This window comes from Glutamicibacter sp. FR1, from assembly GCF_047300825.1.
Classification (GTDB): Bacteria; Actinomycetota; Actinomycetes; order Actinomycetales; family Micrococcaceae; genus Glutamicibacter; species Glutamicibacter nicotianae.
Genome location: NZ_CP178602.1, coordinates 2,622,133 through 2,638,618 on the forward strand (window position 1 = coordinate 2,622,133; position 16,486 = coordinate 2,638,618).

Annotated in this window: 15 protein-coding genes and 1 riboswitch; of the genes, 5 read left to right on the forward strand and 10 right to left on the reverse strand. The window is 63.1% G+C overall.

What is annotated here, in order from left to right; translation table 11 throughout:
- Nucleotides 1-61 precede the first annotated feature (61 nt).
- Nucleotides 62-937: an aminodeoxychorismate lyase gene (locus tag ACLQ8T_RS12620; protein WP_413454809.1), complete on the forward strand. Its 876-nt coding sequence runs from the start codon at nucleotides 62-64 to the stop codon at nucleotides 935-937.
- On the opposite strand, the gene ACLQ8T_RS12625 is transcribed toward ACLQ8T_RS12620, so the two are convergent.
- Entirely contained in the window at nucleotides 934-3,261 is a 2,328-nt protein-coding gene (locus ACLQ8T_RS12625) for an ATP-binding cassette domain-containing protein (RefSeq protein ID WP_413454810.1), read from the reverse strand. The genes ACLQ8T_RS12620 and ACLQ8T_RS12625 overlap by 4 nt on opposite strands.
- Entirely contained in the window at nucleotides 3,258-3,866 is a 609-nt protein-coding gene (locus tag ACLQ8T_RS12630; RefSeq protein ID WP_413454811.1) for an ECF transporter S component, read from the reverse strand. The genes ACLQ8T_RS12625 and ACLQ8T_RS12630 overlap by 4 nt, the downstream gene beginning before the upstream one ends.
- A 62-nt stretch (nucleotides 3,867-3,928) precedes the next feature.
- Nucleotides 3,929-4,049: riboswitch (TPP riboswitch) on the reverse strand.
- 75 nt (nucleotides 4,050-4,124) lie between these two features.
- Here ACLQ8T_RS12630 and ACLQ8T_RS12635 point away from each other — a divergent pair.
- Nucleotides 4,125-4,376 (forward strand): DUF4235 domain-containing protein, encoded by a 252-nt coding sequence (locus ACLQ8T_RS12635; protein ID WP_038991737.1) that lies wholly within the window; start codon nucleotides 4,125-4,127, stop codon nucleotides 4,374-4,376.
- A gap of 60 nt (nucleotides 4,377-4,436) precedes the next feature.
- Here the strand turns inward: ACLQ8T_RS12635 and mnhG are convergent, their stop codons facing one another.
- From mnhG to ACLQ8T_RS12665, 6 genes are read right to left on the reverse strand one after another with little or no spacing between them, the layout of a single operon-like run.
- On the reverse strand, nucleotides 4,437-4,838 hold the full coding sequence (gene mnhG, locus ACLQ8T_RS12640) for a monovalent cation/H(+) antiporter subunit G (protein WP_038991739.1): 402 nt from the start codon (nucleotides 4,836-4,838) through the stop codon (nucleotides 4,437-4,439).
- Complete coding sequence (locus tag ACLQ8T_RS12645; protein WP_204722759.1) at nucleotides 4,838-5,104, reverse strand: monovalent cation/H+ antiporter complex subunit F; 267 nt, start codon at nucleotides 5,102-5,104, stop codon at nucleotides 4,838-4,840. The genes mnhG and ACLQ8T_RS12645 overlap by 1 nt, the downstream gene beginning before the upstream one ends.
- Nucleotides 5,105-5,106: 2 nt before the next feature.
- Nucleotides 5,107-5,736: a Na+/H+ antiporter subunit E gene (locus ACLQ8T_RS12650; protein WP_413454812.1), complete on the reverse strand. Its 630-nt coding sequence runs from the start codon at nucleotides 5,734-5,736 to the stop codon at nucleotides 5,107-5,109.
- Nucleotides 5,737-5,744: 8 nt separating this feature from the next.
- Complete coding sequence (locus ACLQ8T_RS12655) at nucleotides 5,745-7,346, reverse strand: Na+/H+ antiporter subunit D (protein ID WP_413454813.1); 1,602 nt, start codon at nucleotides 7,344-7,346, stop codon at nucleotides 5,745-5,747.
- On the reverse strand, nucleotides 7,343-7,792 hold the full coding sequence (locus ACLQ8T_RS12660; protein ID WP_038991744.1) for a Na(+)/H(+) antiporter subunit C: 450 nt from the start codon (nucleotides 7,790-7,792) through the stop codon (nucleotides 7,343-7,345). Before ACLQ8T_RS12660 ends, ACLQ8T_RS12655 begins: the two co-directional genes overlap by 4 nt.
- Nucleotides 7,789-10,758, reverse strand: a complete 2,970-nt coding sequence (locus ACLQ8T_RS12665) for a Na+/H+ antiporter subunit A (protein ID WP_413454814.1) — start codon at nucleotides 10,756-10,758, stop codon at nucleotides 7,789-7,791. The genes ACLQ8T_RS12660 and ACLQ8T_RS12665 overlap by 4 nt, the downstream gene beginning before the upstream one ends.
- A gap of 226 nt (nucleotides 10,759-10,984) precedes the next feature.
- Between ACLQ8T_RS12665 and ACLQ8T_RS12670 the strand changes: the two genes are divergently transcribed.
- On the forward strand, nucleotides 10,985-12,304 hold the full coding sequence (locus tag ACLQ8T_RS12670; protein ID WP_204722763.1) for an MFS transporter: 1,320 nt from the start codon (nucleotides 10,985-10,987) through the stop codon (nucleotides 12,302-12,304).
- Nucleotides 12,305-12,386: 82 nt separating this feature from the next.
- On the opposite strand, the gene dcd is transcribed toward ACLQ8T_RS12670, so the two are convergent.
- Nucleotides 12,387-12,968 carry a dCTP deaminase gene (gene dcd, locus ACLQ8T_RS12675; RefSeq protein ID WP_038991749.1) on the reverse strand — a complete coding sequence of 194 codons (582 nt, stop codon included), beginning with the start codon at nucleotides 12,966-12,968 and terminating at the stop codon, nucleotides 12,387-12,389.
- 188 nt (nucleotides 12,969-13,156) lie between these two features.
- On the opposite strand from dcd, the gene ACLQ8T_RS12680 reads away from it, so the two are divergent.
- Nucleotides 13,157-14,017: a D-alanyl-D-alanine carboxypeptidase family protein gene (locus ACLQ8T_RS12680; protein ID WP_204722764.1), complete on the forward strand. Its 861-nt coding sequence runs from the start codon at nucleotides 13,157-13,159 to the stop codon at nucleotides 14,015-14,017.
- Between the two features lie 120 nt (nucleotides 14,018-14,137).
- Here the strand turns inward: ACLQ8T_RS12680 and ACLQ8T_RS12685 are convergent, their stop codons facing one another.
- Nucleotides 14,138-15,844, reverse strand: coding sequence for a fumarate hydratase (locus tag ACLQ8T_RS12685; protein ID WP_204722765.1), 1,707 nt, complete (start codon nucleotides 15,842-15,844; stop codon nucleotides 14,138-14,140).
- 111 nt (nucleotides 15,845-15,955) lie between these two features.
- On the opposite strand from ACLQ8T_RS12685, the gene ACLQ8T_RS12690 reads away from it, so the two are divergent.
- The gene (locus tag ACLQ8T_RS12690) at nucleotides 15,956-16,441 is read left to right on the forward strand and encodes an SseB family protein (RefSeq protein ID WP_128471245.1); all 486 of its coding nucleotides are present in this window, start codon (nucleotides 15,956-15,958) and stop codon (nucleotides 16,439-16,441) included.
- Nucleotides 16,442-16,486 lie beyond the last annotated feature (45 nt).

A 16,486-nucleotide genomic window follows, 5' to 3' on the forward strand; every position in this document is an offset into this window, starting at 1 on the left:
TGTCTGAATCTCCGCCCGCAGAAATCACGCAGAAGACGCTGGGGTTCGATAATCTGTCTTTATGAGCTCACTTGTATTCTTGGATCCTGCCTATCCGGCTGGACGTCTTGCCGATATCACCGCACCGCAACTTCTGGTCACCGCACAGGGAGTCACGCGAGGTGATGGCATCTTCGAATCGATGCTCTACACCAACCAGGCCGTCCGCAAATTCGAAGCGCATCTGTCACGGTTGGCAATCTCTGCTGAAGTTGCAGACCTGGCCATCCCCGATTCGCGCAGCTGGTATGCCGCGGTCGACACCGCGGTTGCCGACTTCGACGCCACCGGCGGCGCCGAAGAGGCCGTGGTGAAGCTGGTTGCTGCACGCGGCGAGCACGACAGCGATCCCACCATTTGCTGGGTCACCGTCACCCCGGCACCGGCGCTGGGCAAGGAACAGCGCGAAACCGGCGTGGATGTCCTGCTGCTGGACCGCGGCTACGACTCGAAGCTGGCCGAACGCGCACCATGGCTCATGATGGGCGCCAAGACCCTCTCCTATTCGATCAACATGGCCGCCCTGCGCTACGCGCACAAGCACGGCGCCCATGACGTCATCTTCACTTCGGCTGACGGCATCATCCTCGAAGCTCCGACCTCGACCGTGCTGGTTGCCCAGCGCGATGACGAGACCAAGCGACTGCTCACCCCGATGCTGGAAACCGGCATTCTGCCAGGCACCACGCAAAGCGCGATCTTCGATGCGGCGGCGCAGGACGGCTGGGAGCTGGGCTATGGCCCGCTTCGCCCTGAGGACCTGTACCAGGCCGACGGCGTGTGGCTGGTGTCATCGATCCGCCTGCTCACCCCGGTGCGCACCATCGATGCCAAGCCGTTGCGGCTGGACGCCGAGCTCCATGAGGAGCTCAGCGCCCTGAGCGACGCAATCCGCTAGGACCACACCAGGTTGTAGGTCCCTGCCAGCACGGCCGCAGCCATGGCGGCCGTGCCAAGCAGGATTCCGGTTGCCAGCACCATGCCATCACGCCAGGTGAAGGTGGCCGTGCGAATCCAGGTGCGCTTGGCCGTGCCGAACCCCTTGGCCTCCATCGTGGTTGCCAGCCGTCCGGCGCGGCGTATCGCCTGCACCAGCAACGCCAGCACCTGGCCGAGGGTTGCCCTGATGCGCTGGCCCACGGTGCCGAAGTTTCCGACACCGCGAGCACGCCGGGCCAGGGTGAGCGTGGTGAATTCTTCCACCATCAGCCCAAGCAATCGCATGCCTGCCAGCGCCCCGAGCACAAACCGGTGCGGGACCTTCAGCTGCTGGGACAGCGCCCCGCCCAAATCGCTGGGGTTCGTGGTGGCCAGCAGCAAGATGCACGGGATGGCCAGTGCGAAGGCGCGCAGTCCGGTGGCTATGCCGCCGGCTACCGATCCCTCGGTGATGCTGAAGGCGCCGAATTGCGCGTACACCATGCCGCTGTCCTGGCCCACCAGGGCAATGCCCCAGGCCGCGAAGATCCCGGCAAGCAGCAACGGCCACGCACGCTTGAGGAATTTCAGCAGGCTCAGCCCGGCCAGCGGGAAGAACACCACGGTCGCCAGGATAATCACCAGTGCCGAGACCCAATCCAAGGTGGTGATCAGCGGCAGCGTTGCCGCGGCCACCGCACCCAGCTTGGCCAGCGGATTGATCTTCGCCAGCCAGCTGTGCCCTACCGGCGCATCGAGCACCGGCCCTTGGCGCGGGGCATCAGCATCCGGGGTGCCGGAAGCGAGCACCAGCTGATTGGCCTGGAGCACCGAGGCAAAATGCTCATCGTGGGTGACTGCAATGATCGCAGTGCCCTGCTGCAGCTCTTCGACCAGTAACCCGGCCAGCTCCCGCCAGGTGTTCGCATCCTGCCCGAATGTCGGCTCGTCGAGGATCAGCACCTCTGGCGCGGCTGCCAAAACGGTGGCCACGGACAGCCGGCGCTTCTCTCCGCCGGAGAGCGTGAACGGATTCGCCTCAGCCAAATGCGCCAACCCCAAGCGTTCAAGCAACGCATCGACGCGCGCCTGGACCTGGGCCGGGTCGTACTTCGGCGCGTTGGCGCTGCTCGCCTGCGCACGGCTGGGTGCGAAAGCCAGCTCTTCGCGGACGCTCTGCGTCACGAACTGGTGTTCGGGCTCCTGGAAGACCGAGCCGATCCGCCCGATCAGTGCACCGGCTTTCCAAGCAAACGGGGAATTGCCCAGGCCGTCGGCCAGTTGCGCGGTGGCCGTCAGCTCACCGCTGGCCGGGGCCAGCAAACCGCCCAAGGCCAGGGCCAGCGTCGATTTGCCGGCGCCGTTCTCGCCGAGAATCACCGTGGCGGTGCCCGCCTGCACTTCCATATCCACCGCCTGGGTATGCGGCGCGGTAGCCGTGCGGGCGCAGACCAGCTGCCGCGCTTCCAGCAGCATAGCTCCGGCAAGGTTCTCGGCCGGTGCCACCTGCGGAACATATCCGGGAACCCATAGCCCGGCGGCAGCCAGCTCCTGGCGCACGGGTTCTTCGGTGTACAGCTGACGCGGATCCAGGTCGTGCGCGACTCCCCCGCCCGGTTCCAGCACGATAACCCGGTCCATATGCTCTGCCCAAGCTTCGAGCCGATGCTCGACCACAACCAGCGTGGCACCGGATAGCTTCGCGGCGTTCAGCACCGCATCGCGCAACGGCCCGATGCTCTGCGGGTCCACGTTGGCGGTCGGTTCATCGAGCAGCATGAGGCCGGGTTCCATGGCCAGGATGCCAGCCAGGGCCAAGCGCTGCTTCTGCCCGCCGGAGAGCTGCTGGGTGCGGTGGTCGAAGGACAGCGCGCCCAATCCGACCGCGTCCAGCACTTCGGGGATCCGCTGGCGGATCACGCCCGGATCCATCCCGAGGTTCTCCGCTCCGAAGGCCACATCATCGGCGACCCTGCTTTGCACGACCTGGGTTTCCGGGTCCTGCTGCATCAAGCCCACCGGGTGGCTCCGGCGGAACGCATCGTTGCCATCAATCAGCAGCTGTCCGGCAAGCTGCTGATCCTCATCGGCTTCCAGCAGCCCGGCCATTGCATGCAGCAACGTCGACTTGCCGGCACCGGATGGACCGAGCAGCAGCACCTTTTCACCGGCGTGGATCTGCAGATCCAGCCCCGAGATGGCAGGTTCCTGCCGCTCCGAGTGCTGCCAGCCGAAACCAGTTGCGGTGATTGACGCTCCGCGCTGGGTCAGCGAGGCGGCATCGGAATTGGCAACTGAACTCATTTTGCGGTTTCCAGGTGTGCACGCCGGCTCGCCAGTGCGCTCAGGGCACCGGTCTTCGCCAGTCCGCGCGTGGCCAGCCAGGACAGCAACCCGGCGATGACCAGACCGGAAACACCGGTGGCGATCACGTGGAAGATCTTCATCCCGGCGGTGTACTCGACGTAGTAGGCCAGGATGTATGCCTCGGTAATGCCGGCGAACAGGCCGGAGGACAGGCCTGCCAGAAGTGCCACGCCCAGGTTCCACTTGCGGTAGCGGAATGCCGCGAAGACCAGCTCCGCGCCCAGGCCCTGGACCAGGCCGGAGATCAGCACGGTCAACCCGTAGTGCGAGCCGAGCAGCGCTTCAACCACGGCGGCCAGCATCTCGCAGTAGATCGCGGCGCCGGGCTTGCGGATAATCAATGCGCCGAGCACCGCGGGGAACAGCCACATGCCGGTGAGCAGCGCGGTGGCTGGAGGGAAAGCCGCGAAGGCCAGCGAAAACAGGCCGTAGCCGGCACTCCATGCCCAGAAAATGACTCCTGAAGCCACGGCGATCACCGATGCCACGACGATATCGACGACACGCCAGCCGGTACGATGCTTCGAAATTGTTTCGTTCATTGTTGGTCCTCCTGTGGAAAGGAGGGGGGATGCACGGAATGAGGGCATGCTGCGCCTATCCGCATCCGAGATGCTCGACTTCCTTCGCCGGTACTAGCCGGGGCAGGTTCGAGGGTCTGCGATCCATCGCACTCTCAGCGTCCTGCGACTTCGTAGAAGTCTGACGCTCCCCTGTCGGAATAATTACTGCTCCCCCACCATACCGCAGGTATGCTGGGCAGAGGAACGATGTGTCACGAGCTTGATCGCGAGGAAAAAATGGATAAAGTGCAGAAACTTGTCACTACCGGCATCACCGTTGGCGCGGGCATGCTCGGTGGCAAGCTGGTTGATTTCATTTGGTTGAAGGCAACCGGCAGCAAGGCGCCACGCAAGGGCACCGAGGAAGCGGCTGAAGCGTCCTTCCGCCGCGCATTGGGCTTCGCGATCGTCTCGGCCCTGGTGGCAGCGATCATGCAGACCGTGGCCGACCGCAGCGCCAACAAGGTTGTTGCCAAGTTCACCAAATAGGCTTCGGCGGCAAGCCGAGAGCGGGAGCAGTTCGGCTGAACTGCTCCCGCTCTTTTCGCATTACTTGTCCTCTGGCGCTTCGGCCTTGGACATCGGTGTTGCTCCGGTGGGCGGTGCGCCATTGACCCTGTTGACCACAAGGCTGAGCTCATCGGAGAACAGGGTTTCCTTGGCCGCGTGCTTGGTGCGGTAGCCGGAACGGCCGATCATGTGGGCGGAAACCGGCGCTGTCAGCAGCTGCATGCCCCAAGCCAACGCGAGGACCGGGATGACCGCCCAGCTGCGCAGGTAGATGGCCAACCCGGCGAAGATCAGCAGGAAGCCGAGCACCTGCGGCTTGGTGGCCGCATGCATGCGGGTGAGCATGTCCGGGAAGGTCAGCAAGCCGATGCCTGCGATCAAGGACATCAGGCAGCCGAGGATCAGCAGGATGGCGACGAGGATATCGAGGAAGAGTTCCATTAGGCATTCCTCTGATCCGAGACGAAGCGCGAGACGGTCACAGAGCCGATGAAGCCGAGCATGCACGCGGCAACCACGAACAGCATGTAGTCGGTGTGCTCGTGCAGCACCATCTCCAGGCACAGGGCGGCGGAGATGATCAGCAGCATCACGTCCAGGGCAAGCACCCGGTCAAGGATTGATGGCCCCTTGGCAACCCGGATCAGGCAGGCGATGGCGCCCAGCCCGAGCATGATGCCGCAGATCCAGATGACGATATCCAGCATGTTTATCCCTTCCTCGCGACGACGTCCGGTCCGCATTCGCTCTTGATCGCCTCGTACTCGTCACGGCTGCCGATGGCCATGATCAGCCGGCGTTCGATGTCCCGGATAGCTGCCCGTGCCTTCTCCACATCCTCCTGAGACTGGATGTTGATGTAGTGCAGGTACAGGGTCGAGGAGCTGCGGTCCACGTCGATCACGAAGGATCCGGGGATCAGCGTGAGCATGTGGCCCACGGTCATCACGATCAGGTCCGAGCCGGTGCGCAGCGGGACGGCGATGATCGCGCTGCGGGTGCTCTTTCCGCGTGCCACCGCCAGCCAGGCCACGTGGACGCTGGCCGCGACAACCTGTCCGAGGAACCAGATGAACAGCTTCACGCAGTACCAGAGGTTGATCCGGCCCGAAAGGACTACCGGCGGCAGCGGGAACAGGTTCACGATCACCAGGGCAATGACCGCCCCGAAGATCATGTTCGCCAGCGAGAAGTCCTGCCAGAGGGCGCCCCAGACGAAGAGCAGCAGCAGCAAGAGCGGCCATTCCTGCTTGAGTGTCGCACGGTGGCGCACGCCGGAGGTATCCAGCGCATCGTCGATGCGCTGGTCGCGCGGTTCAAAGTTCTTGTTCGGCATCATCCCTCCAATCAGAATGGCAAGATCGAGCTGATATAAGGTTCGCGGGCGATTAGCTCAGCTGCCACCCGCTCGCAGAATTCGAAGATGGGCCCGGCGAAGACGGTCAGGCCGATGCCCGCCAGCACCAGCGAACCAGTGGCATAGCGCATGCCCCAGGGCAAGGAGTCGGCTTCCAACTGCTTGGCCAGCTTCAAGCCCAGGCGTGGGTTCTGCGCGCCGCCGGCCAGCGTCTCGCCGGCGACCTGCATCGCTTCGGCCACCAGCTCCTGGTTTGGCACCTCGGCATCGGCGGCACGGCGCCAGAACACGCGGGCCCACACGCGGATGATCGCCAGCAGGGTCAGCAAGCTGGTCAGCAACCCGGCGCCGATCACGACCCAGGTCAGCGGGTCGGCATCCTGCGCGGCAGCATGCAGCAGCCCGAACTTGCCCAGGAACCCGGAGAATGGCGGGATGCCGCCCAGGTTGATGGCCGGGATGAAGAAGAGCAGGGAGAGCGCCGGGGACAGCTTGGCCAGCGAGCCGAGCCGGGTGACATTCGAGCTGCCGGCACGGCGTTCGATCAGGCCCGCCACCATGAACAGCGAGGTCTGCACAATGATGTGGTGGCCGACATAGTAGATGGTCGCGGAGATGGCCAGCGGCCCGCCCACTGCCACGCCGAAGATCAGGTAGCCGATGTGGCTGGTCAGCGTGAAGGAGAGCATGCGCTTGAAGTCCGTCTGCGCCAGCGCACCGAGGATGCCGATGACCATGGTCAGCGCGGACACCACCAGCAAGCCGGCGTTGACCGAGCCGCCCGGGAAGAGAAGGGTTTCGGTGCGGACGATCGCATAGACGCCCACCTTGGTCAGCAGCCCGGCGAACACCGCGGTGACCGGTGCCGGCGCGGTCGGGTAGGAGTCCGGCAGCCACAGTGACAGCGGGAAGACCGCGGCCTTGATGCCGAAGGCGATCAGCAGCAGCACATGCAGGATCAACTGCGGGCCCTGGCCTAGTTCAGGCAGTTTCACCGCGAGGTCTGCCATGTTCACCGTGCCGGTGGCCGCGTAGATCATCGCGATGGCCATCAGGAAGATCACCGAGGAGACCACTGAGACCACCACATAGGTAGTGCCGGCGCGGATGCGCTCTGCGGTACCGCCGAGAGTCAGCAGCACATAGCTGGCGGTGAGCAGGATTTCGAATCCGACATACAGGTTGAAGAGATCGGCGGCCAGGAAGGCGTTGGACACGCCGGCGAGCAGGATCAGGTAGGCCGGATGGAAAATCGACACCGGCCCTGGCTCATCGCCATCGGCCAGGCCCTGGCTGGTGGCGAAGAGCAGCACGGCGAGCGAAACGACCGTGGAAACCAGCAGCATGAACGAGCTGAACCCGTCGACCATCAGCGCGATGCCGAAAGGCGAGTCCCAGCCGCCAATGTGGATGGCATAGCTTTCCCCGCCCCACACGGCGGCGAGCATGCCGGCTTCGAGCAGCAGGGTCAGGGTGAGGATGCCGATGGTGATCAGGCGCTGCATGCGGACCTGGCGGCGGGCCAGGAACGCGGCACCGGCACCGAAGATCGGCAGCACCACTGCCAACGGGGCTAGATCCAGGAAATTCACTCTTCCCCCTCGCGCACTGGGCGGCCTTCTTCATCGACGAATTCGGTCGTGTCCTCAGCCACCGGCGAGTCCTCTTCCTCGTCGTAGGCGGTCTTCTGGGACACCTTGATATCTTCGGTGTCATCGGTGAGCTCATCGGCGCTGGTCAAGGTCCAGGACCGGTAGATCATCGCGAGCAGGAACGCGGTCACTGCGAAGGTGATCACGATCGCTGTGAGGATCAGCGCCTGCGGCAGCGGATCGGAATACTCGTCCGCGGGCACCTCGGGGTTGAACAGCGGCGCGGCTCCCTTGCGGCCGCCACTGGTGAGGAGCAGCAGGTTGATGCCGTTGCCCAGCAGCATGATGCCCAGCAGCACACGGGTCAGGGTGCGTTCGAGCACCAGGTAGAAGCCGGCGGCCAGCAGCACGCCGGTGACGACGAGGAAGGTGATATTCACGCTCATCGGCCAACTCCTGTCCGTGATGCCTGGATTTCATCGTGGCGGTCCACCGGGCTGCGGCCTTCGGACAGCGAATCGATTTCGCTGCCCAGGGAACGCAGCACATCCTGCACGAGGCCAAGGACCACCAGATACACTCCAATATCGAAAATCGTTGAGGAAACGAACTTGTGCTCGCCGAAGAACCAGAATTCCAGGGCATAAGTGGTGAAGATTCCATCGCCCAGCAGCAGCGGCACGATGCCGGTCAGGCCGGCCAGCGCAATGCCGCCGCCAATCAGCATGCCCGGAGCGATGCGCATCGACTCGGACAGTTCCACGCGGCCTCCGGCCAGGTAGCGGATGGTCAGCGCCAAACCGGCAATCAGCCCGCCGGCAAAGCCGCCGCCTGGGGTGTTGTGCCCGGTCAGCAGCGTGTACACCGACATGATCAGCACGGTGTGGAACATCAGCCGGGTGACAACTTCGAAAATGATCGAGCGGCGTTCAGCGACGAGCGTGTTGCCGGCCATCAGCCAGTCCTGGTTGGAGCTGGAAGCGAAACGCCGGGCGATGCGCAGTTCGGTTTCCTTCGAGTCCTTGGTGCCTATGGCTTCGGAGCCGGCGTCGATGCTGCCCGGAGCCACGTGGTGGGCGCGTACCCGGTTGCCGAAGCTTCGTCCGGCGAAGATCAGCGACGCCACACCGGTGGCTGCCGCCGCCAGCACGGTAATTTCGCCGAAGGTATCCCACACGCGCATATCCACCAGGGCCACGTTGACGATGTTCTTGCCGAATCCGTCGTAGTAGGCCAGATCGGGCCAAGCCAGGGAAATGCGTGCCTCGGTGCGCGCGGCCATCATCGCGATGGCGATGTAGACGACCATCAAGGCCAATGAGATCGCCAGGATCGCCCGGCCCCATTTGATCTTGGTCAGTCCGACCCACAGCCGCTTGGGCAAGGCACGCAGGGCGAGCACGAAGGAGACCAGCACGATGGTCTCCACCAGCAGCTGGGTCAGTGCCAGGTCGGGGGCACCTTGCAGGGCGAAGATCGCGACCATGCCATAGCCGGTTACCGAAACCATCAGCACCGCCATGAAGCGCTTCGGCGCGGTTATGGCAACCACCGCACCGGCGATGATCACCGCACCGATCAGCAGCTGCGCCGGATGGTCGGCAATGATCCAGTTCGTCGGCCACGGGGTGTAGACGGTCAGCGCGATGGCCAGCGGAATCACCAGCACCACGGCCAGGATGACGCCCAGGTAGAAGGACAGCGAACCACGCTGGGTGCGACCGGTGATCCAAATGGCCGCCTTGTCCAGCACGTTCACCGACATGCGGTAGATTTCCTCGGCTGAGGTGATCATCCGGCGCAGCGGGGCGCCGGTGTCGGTGCGGTGGCGCAGCCAGAAGAAGCACAGGCCCAGGCCCACGGAAATGGCACTCAGTCCGAGGGCCGCGTTGAAGCCGGCGAAGGGCAGCAAGTGCATCTTGCCCGGTCCGCCCTGCGCGGCCGACCAGTGGATGGCCAACGGCTCCACCAGCTGCGGGTAGAGCCCCAGGAACAGCGTTGCCGCCGACAAAACCAGCAAGGGGGCCAGGAAGATCAGCGTCGGGGCCTTGCACTGCAGCGCAGGCAGCTTCTTCTTCTTCACGCCGAACGCGCCGAAGAAGAAGCGCAGCGAATAGGCCATGGTCAGCGCCGCGCCTAGCAGGAGGCCGATGAGCGCCGCCAGCGACCACCCAGTATCCAGGTGCAGGGCTGCCTCGTAGATAGCTTCCTTGGCGACAAAGCCGAACAGCAGCGGCACGCCGGCCATGGAGGCGGCGGCAATGCCGGTGGTCGTGGCCAGGATCGGCATGACCCAGCCCAAACCGGTGAGCTTGCGGATATCACGCGTACCGGTGTTGTGGTCGATGATGCCCACGCTCAAGAACAGCGTCGCCTTGAACAGGCCGTGCGCCAGCGTCATGGCCAGTGCCGCGAAGGCGGCTTCGTGGGTGCCGAAGCCGAAGACCGCGATGATGAAGCCCAGTTGCGAGACCGTGCCGAACGCGAGGATCAGCTTGAGGTCGTATTGCTTGAGCGCCCGGTATCCTCCGATGAGCATGGTCAGAATGCCGATGCCGACGGTCATGGGTGCCCACAGCGCGGTCTCGGCAAAGCCGGGGGCCAGGCGCGCGATCAGGTAGACGCCGGCCTTGACCATGGCCGCCGCGTGCAGGTACGCGGAGACCGGAGTCGGGGCCGCCATGGCCCCGGGCAGCCAGAAGTGGAAGGGCACCAGGGCCGACTTGGAGATCGCCCCAACGATGATCAGTGCCACCGCAACATCGGTGAAGGTCCCCATCGCCACCAGCGCATCGGCTGACGCCAGGATTTCCGACAGCTGGTAGCTGCCGGCCGCCGCGCCGAGCATCAGGATGCCGGCGAGCATCACCAGACCGCCGAGGGTCGTGATGATCAGCGCGTTCATGGCCGAACGGCGCGCGGTGATCAGGGCCTGGCTGAAACCGATCAGCAAGTAGGAAAGGACACTGGTGATTTCCCAGAAAATGAACATGATGATGATGTCATCTGCCGTCACCAGGCCGGTCATGGCCCCGGCGAAAGCTACCATCTTCGCCGCGAAGCCGCCGATCTGCGGATCATCATTCTTGAAGTAGCGGGCGCAATAGAACAGCACCAGCGCGCCCACGCCCAGGATCAGCAGCAGGATTGTCGCGGCCAAGGAATCCATGCGGAAATTCAGGGCGATGTTCAGCCCGGGAATCCATTCCATCTGAACTGATGGCGGCGCATTCGGCGCACCATTGGCCAGTGAATTGTCAGCGGAAAGCACCGCAGGCATGCGGGTCAGCAACCAAATGAATCCCACTGCAGGAACGACCGCCACAACGTAGAAACCGTTACGCTTCAGGGCCCTGAATATCAGTGGGCATAAAAGAGCGGTCACAAACAGCGCAGTGAGAATTATTAGCACGCATTTCCTCTGTCGGCTGGTGGTGGGCAGAGTATCCAGAACGCCGCAAAAAGCGTCTGCATCTGTAATTTTATCAGCCAGCAGCAGCCTGCCATTGCAGGAATGTGTCGTTTAAGGAATATTCCCCGCGTTTTCCGCAATCAGCTGATTTTCTGAATCGCTCGATTTTCTCTAAAAATTCGTTCCTATTCATTTCCTGATTACCAGTTGCCGGTACGATGCGAGCATGAGAATCAATCAGGTCGAACCGTCAGCGATTCGCGAAAAGTGGCTTAATAGGTACACATGGGCCTGGGCCAGCTGGGACTGGGGCCAAGCGGCGATCAACGCGGTAATGATTACCTTCGTCTTCACCGTCTATCTGACCAGCGAGCTTTTTGGCGATACCGATCATGCTTCATTGGTGCTCTCGCAGGCACTGGCCATCGGCGGTTTGGCCATCGCCCTGCTGGTGCCAGTCACCGGGCTCCGGGCCGATGTTGCCGGACGGCGCAAGCTGTGGATCGTGGTCAACACGCTGATTCTAGTGGTGATCTGCGCGGTCTGCTTCTTCGTCTACCCCGACCCTTCCTACCTCTGGTTCGGCGCTATTCTCATCGCGGGCATGTCTGTCGTCGGCGAATTCGCCGGCGTGAACTACAACGCGGTGCTGAACCAGATTTCCACCAAGGCAACGGTCGGCAAGGTCTCCGGCTTCGGCTGGGGCATGGGCTATGTCGGCGGCATCCTTGCCCTCGCCTTGGTGCTCTTCCTGTTCGTGCAACCCATTGTGGAATGGCCGGGTGCCAATACCGATGAATCCCTGAACCTGCGCTGGGTGGCAATATTCTCGGCCGCATGGTGCCTGCTCTTCGCGCTGCCGCTGTTCTTCGTGATCCCTGAAGCACCGCCGAGCACGTCGAAGAAGATCCCGTTGGTTCAGACCTACAAGGTGCTGTTCAACAACATCAAGGAACTGTGGCGCAGCGACCGCAACCTGCTGTTCTTCTTGTGCTCGTCGGCCGTCTTCCGCGACGGGCTGGCAGCGATCTTCACCTTCGGCGGGGTCATTGCCGCCGGCACCTTCGGTTTCGAATTGACCGAAGTGATCATCTTCGCGATCGTCGGCAACGTGGTTGCCGCCCTGGGTGCCGTGCTTGGCGGCCGAGTCGATGACTGGGCGGGACCGAAGGCTGTCATTGTCGGTTCGCTCATCGGCCTGCTGGTGGCCGGTGCCGGCGTCTTCTTCTCGCCCGAAGCCACAGGTTTCTGGATCTTCGGCCTGCTGCTGTGCCTGTTCGTCGGACCGGCACAGGCAGCTTCACGTTCCTATCTCTCGCGCTTGATTCCCGAAGGGCGCGAAGGGGAACTCTTCGGCTTGTATGCAACGACCGGCCGCGCCGTGTCCTTCTTGGCACCTGCGCTGTTCGCCGGGGCCATCGCCATCGCCACCCCGCTGGTGGCATCCGGTGAAGCTCAGCGCTACGGCATCCTGGGCATCCTGGTGGTCTTGGCTCTCGGCCTGCTGCTGCTCCTGCCGATCCGCGCGCCGAAGAAGGCCACCTGAGCGAACCCGAGTGCAAACGGCGCTGGCTCGCAACAATCGTTGGGAGCCAGCGCCGTTTGCGAGATGACCAGGCGTGCTGTCGCTAGTTCTCGATGCTGGTTCGATGGAAGTTCAGGTGGCTGCGCGAAGCCGTTGGGCCGCGCTGGCCTTGGTAGCGGTTGCCGTAAGGGCCGGAACCATAAGGGTGCTCGGTGTCCGAGGTCAGCTTGAAGAAGCACAGCTGGCCGATCTTCGAACCGGGCCACAGCTTGATGGGCAGGGTTGCCATGTTGGACAGTTCCAAGGTGACGTGGCCGGAGAAGCCCGGATCGATGAAGCCTGCGGTGGAGTGGGTTAGCAGTCCGAGCCGTCCCAGGGAGCTCTTGCCCTCCAGACGGGCCGCCACGCCGTGGCCCAAGGTCACCACTTCATAGGTCGAGCCGAGCACGAATTCGCCCGGGTGCAGGATGAATGGCTCATCGGGGTCGACCTCGACCAGGCGGGTGAGCTCGTCTTGCTCCACAGAAGGGTCGATGTGCGCATACTTGTGGTTGTCGAAAAGCCGGAAGAACCGGTCAAGTCGAACATCCACGGACGCGGGCTGGACCATCGCCGGCTCGAAGGGCTCCAGCCCGATCTCACCTGACGCTATTTCTCGACGAATATCACCATCTGAATACAACACGGATATAAATTTATCCTGACTTTCCCCGGCAGCCGAACTATTGGGCCAAATATGTACGGTGAGTCAATTCCCGCGGGCGCTTCCTGTTCACCCGCTGGTGGCGGATTTCTCACCAAATACCCAGTGTTTCCAGCTATCGTTAAGTTGGGTTTCCCATCATCGCTCCGCAACACAAGGGTTTATTCAAGATGCGTCTAGCCTCCGCGCTGACTGGCACCGTTCTCGCCTCGGCACTGCTGCTCTCCGGCACCGCCGCATTCGCTGCGCCGGCTGAGGATCTGCCTGCGGTGGAGAGCTCGCAGCTGACGAAGGCATCGAGCCCCTTGGCCCTGATCAACCCCAGCACGAAGCTTTCGCCAGAAGACTACGTTCCAGGCAAGCTGGTGAGTGTTGCCGGCAGCTCGATGACCCTGCGACCTGAGGCAGCCAAGGCGGTCGAAGCGCTCATTGCCGACGCACGCGCCGCTGGCCACTCGATCAAGCTGCTCAGCGCCTACCGTTCCTACGAGCGCCAGGCGGTGCTGTTCAACCAGTACCAAGCCAAATACGGCACTACCTATGCCGAGCGCATTTCTGCACGCCCCGGAACCAGCGAGCACCAGCTCGGTTTGGCCGCAGATCTGGGCTACACCAACAGCCATGCCGAATTGAAGGCAGAGTTCGGCCAGACTCCGGCCGGTTTGTGGATCGCCGAGCATGCAGTGGAGTACGGCCTGATCATCCGCTATCCGCAGGGCAAGGAAGAGATCACCGGCTACAAGTACGAGCCGTGGCATGTGCGCTACATCGGAACCGAGCACGCCGAAGCAATGCTGGCCTCCGGCGCAGAAACCTTCGAGGAGTACCACCAGATGCTCGCCGACTCGATGGAGAGCGCCAAGCAACGCGAAGCCGAGGTTGCCATCGAGAAGGAACCGGCAAAGGCCAAGGACGAAAAGCCGAAGGAAGAATCCCAGAAGGCTGGCGAAGGTGTTGTCGTGGACGAGGACTTGCTGGTCCTGCGTTTCCTTCCGCCGTACCGCGACTGGGGCTTCGGCTTCACCCAGTAGCCACCCCGAGGCAGGATTCGCTGCCAAGCACGGACCTGGTTCCCGGCGACGGGACAAAGCAGCCTGAACTGGAAAAGGAGCCACCAGCTTTTTGCTGGCGGCTCCTAGCAGCTTGAAGTCCTACTTCGCGCGCACTGGGATGCCGGTGAAGGTCGGCTTCAGCGTCTCGGCAAAGAAGTCCTCGCCCTTGTCATCGACGACGATGAAGGCCGGGAAGTCCTCGACCTCGATCTTCCAGATCGCTTCCATGCCCAGCTCCTCGTATTCGAGCACCTCGACCTTCTTGATGCAATCCTGGGCCAGGCGCGCGGCAGGGCCGCCGATGGAGCCCAGGTAGAAGCCGCCGTGGGTGTTGCAGGCATCGGTGACCTGCTTGGAGCGGTTGCCCTTAGCCAGCATGACCATCGAGCCGCCGGCAGCCTGGAACTGGTCGACATAGGAGTCCATGCGGCCTGCGGTGGTCGGGCCGAAGGAACCCGACGGCATGCCCTCAGGGGTCTTGGCAGGACCTGCGTAGTACACCGGGTGGTCCTTGAGATACTGCGGCATCTCTTCGCCGGCGTCCAGGCGCTCCTTGATCTTGGCGTGCGCGATGTCGCGGGCCACAACCAGCGGGCCGGTCAGCGACAGGCGGGTCTTGACCGGGTACTTGGTCAGCTCCGCCAGGATCTGGTTCATCGGCTTGTTCAGGTCGATCTTCACCACTGAAGAACCGCCGGTGCCGGTGACACCATCGGTCTCGTGGTCGTGGGCCGCAATAGCCGGGTGGGATTCGTCCGGCATGAAGCGGGCCGGATCGGTTTCCAGCTGCTCGACGAACAGGCCTTCCTCGGTGATCTTGGCCAGCATCTGGCGGTCGGCCGAGCAGGATACTGCGATGGCCACCGGCATCGAAGCGCCGTGGCGCGGCAGGCGCACCACGCGCACGTCGTGGCAGAAGTACTTGCCTCCGAACTGGGCGCCGATGCCGAAGTGGCGGGTCAGCTCCAGTACCTTGTCTTCCAGCTCGGTATCGCGGAAGCCGCGGCCGGTCATCGCGCCCTCGGTAGGCAGCGAGTCCAGGTACTTGGCCGAACCGTACTTCGCGGTCTTCAACGCCATCTCGGCGCTAGTGCCACCGATGACGATGGACAGGTGGTACGGAGGGCACGCGGCGGTGCCCAGCGAGCGCAGCTTCTCGTCGAGGAACTTCAGCATCGAGTTCTCGTTGAGGATCGCCTTGGTCTCCTGGTAGAGGAAAGACTTGTTGGCCGATCCTCCGCCCTTGGCCATGAACAGGAACTTGTAGCTGGTGTCAGCGCCGTCCTTGGTGTTCGCGTACAGGTCGATCTGCGCCGGGAGGTTGTTGCCGGTGGCCTTCTCTTCCCAGGTGGTGATCGGAGCCAGCTGCGAGTAGCGCAGGTTCAGCCGGGTGTAGGCGTTGTAGATGCCGCGCGAGAGCGAGATCTCGTCCTGCTCTTCGGTGAGCACACGCTGGCCGCGCTTGCCCATGACGATAGCGGTGCCGGTGTCCTGGCACATCGGCAGGATGCCGCCGGCGGCGATGTTCGCGTTCTTCAGCAGGTCCAAGGCCACGAACTTGTCGTTCGGGCTGGCTTCCTCATCGTCGAGGATGTTGCGCAGCTGCTGCAGGTGGGCCGGGCGCAGGTAGTGCGAGATGTCGTGCAGCGCGGTCTCGGCTAACTGCTCCAAGGCTTCGGGTGCGACCTTCAGGAAGTTCTTCCCGTCCGGGCCGGCGACAACCTCGACGCCTTCGGAGGAAATCTTGCGGTATTTGGTGGTGTCTTCGCCAATGGGCAGAAGATCCTCATAACGGAATTCAGGCATGCTCAGTCCTTGATTCAATCGTGGGTGCTCACCTGCCATTTTATGCCTTTACCCCGAATTAACCGCATTCGCCGTTTGCACCTGAGGGTTTATCGCGACATGCTGTAATGCATGAGCAACGAGAACGCCTCCGAAGCGCACGAGAACCAAAAGCCTGCCCAGGGCCCAGATGCGGTCATTGAAACCCCGATGGACAAGCAGCGGGCTCAGCCCAAAACGCACTTCGAGATGATGCTTCAGGCCGGGCTTAACAAACCCGAGCTCTCCGGTTCGGTCATCGGCGCTTTCATGAGTGCAGAGGTGTACTTCCTCTCCCGCGAAGAGGTCACCGGCGAGAACAAGAACGCCCAGCCGATGATGCTCACCAACCCTTCGGGCGAAGCGGTGGTAGCGGTCTTCACCACCCTGGAGCGCATCCCTTCCTCGTACATCGACATGGCACCCTACGGCGTGAAGGTCCAGGGCGCCACCGTGGTGCGCGCATTGGAGAACACCGGCTTCGTGGTGAACCCAGGCGACGAGCTCAGCTTCGAAGTCCCTGCTGATGGGGTGGCGATTTTGCGCGAACAGCTGCTCAACCAGAAGCGTCCGGAATAGCATTTCGTAACTTTTGCCACGATTTCCCGTGCCGTTTGCCGGTGC

Excerpts from the sequence above, each read along its gene's own strand:
- ACLQ8T_RS12620 (WP_413454809.1), top strand. The coding sequence starts at position 62 with ATGAGCTCACTTGTATTCTTGGATCCTGCCTATCCGGCTGGACGTCTT.
- ACLQ8T_RS12625 (WP_413454810.1), bottom strand. The coding sequence starts at position 3,261 with ATGAGTTCAGTTGCCAATTCCGATGCCGCCTCGCTGACCCAGCGCGGA.
- ACLQ8T_RS12630 (WP_413454811.1), bottom strand. The coding sequence starts at position 3,866 with ATGAACGAAACAATTTCGAAGCATCGTACCGGCTGGCGTGTCGTCGAT.
- ACLQ8T_RS12635 (WP_038991737.1), top strand. The coding sequence starts at position 4,125 with ATGGATAAAGTGCAGAAACTTGTCACTACCGGCATCACCGTTGGCGCG.
- mnhG (WP_038991739.1), bottom strand. The coding sequence starts at position 4,838 with ATGGAACTCTTCCTCGATATCCTCGTCGCCATCCTGCTGATCCTCGGC.
- ACLQ8T_RS12645 (WP_204722759.1), bottom strand. The coding sequence starts at position 5,104 with ATGCTGGATATCGTCATCTGGATCTGCGGCATCATGCTCGGGCTGGGC.
- ACLQ8T_RS12650 (WP_413454812.1), bottom strand. The coding sequence starts at position 5,736 with ATGATGCCGAACAAGAACTTTGAACCGCGCGACCAGCGCATCGACGAT.
- ACLQ8T_RS12660 (WP_038991744.1), bottom strand. The coding sequence starts at position 7,792 with ATGAGCGTGAATATCACCTTCCTCGTCGTCACCGGCGTGCTGCTGGCC.
- ACLQ8T_RS12670 (WP_204722763.1), top strand. The coding sequence starts at position 10,985 with ATGAGAATCAATCAGGTCGAACCGTCAGCGATTCGCGAAAAGTGGCTT.
- ACLQ8T_RS12680 (WP_204722764.1), top strand. The coding sequence starts at position 13,157 with ATGCGTCTAGCCTCCGCGCTGACTGGCACCGTTCTCGCCTCGGCACTG.
- ACLQ8T_RS12685 (WP_204722765.1), bottom strand. The coding sequence starts at position 15,844 with ATGCCTGAATTCCGTTATGAGGATCTTCTGCCCATTGGCGAAGACACC.
- ACLQ8T_RS12690 (WP_128471245.1), top strand. The coding sequence starts at position 15,956 with ATGAGCAACGAGAACGCCTCCGAAGCGCACGAGAACCAAAAGCCTGCC.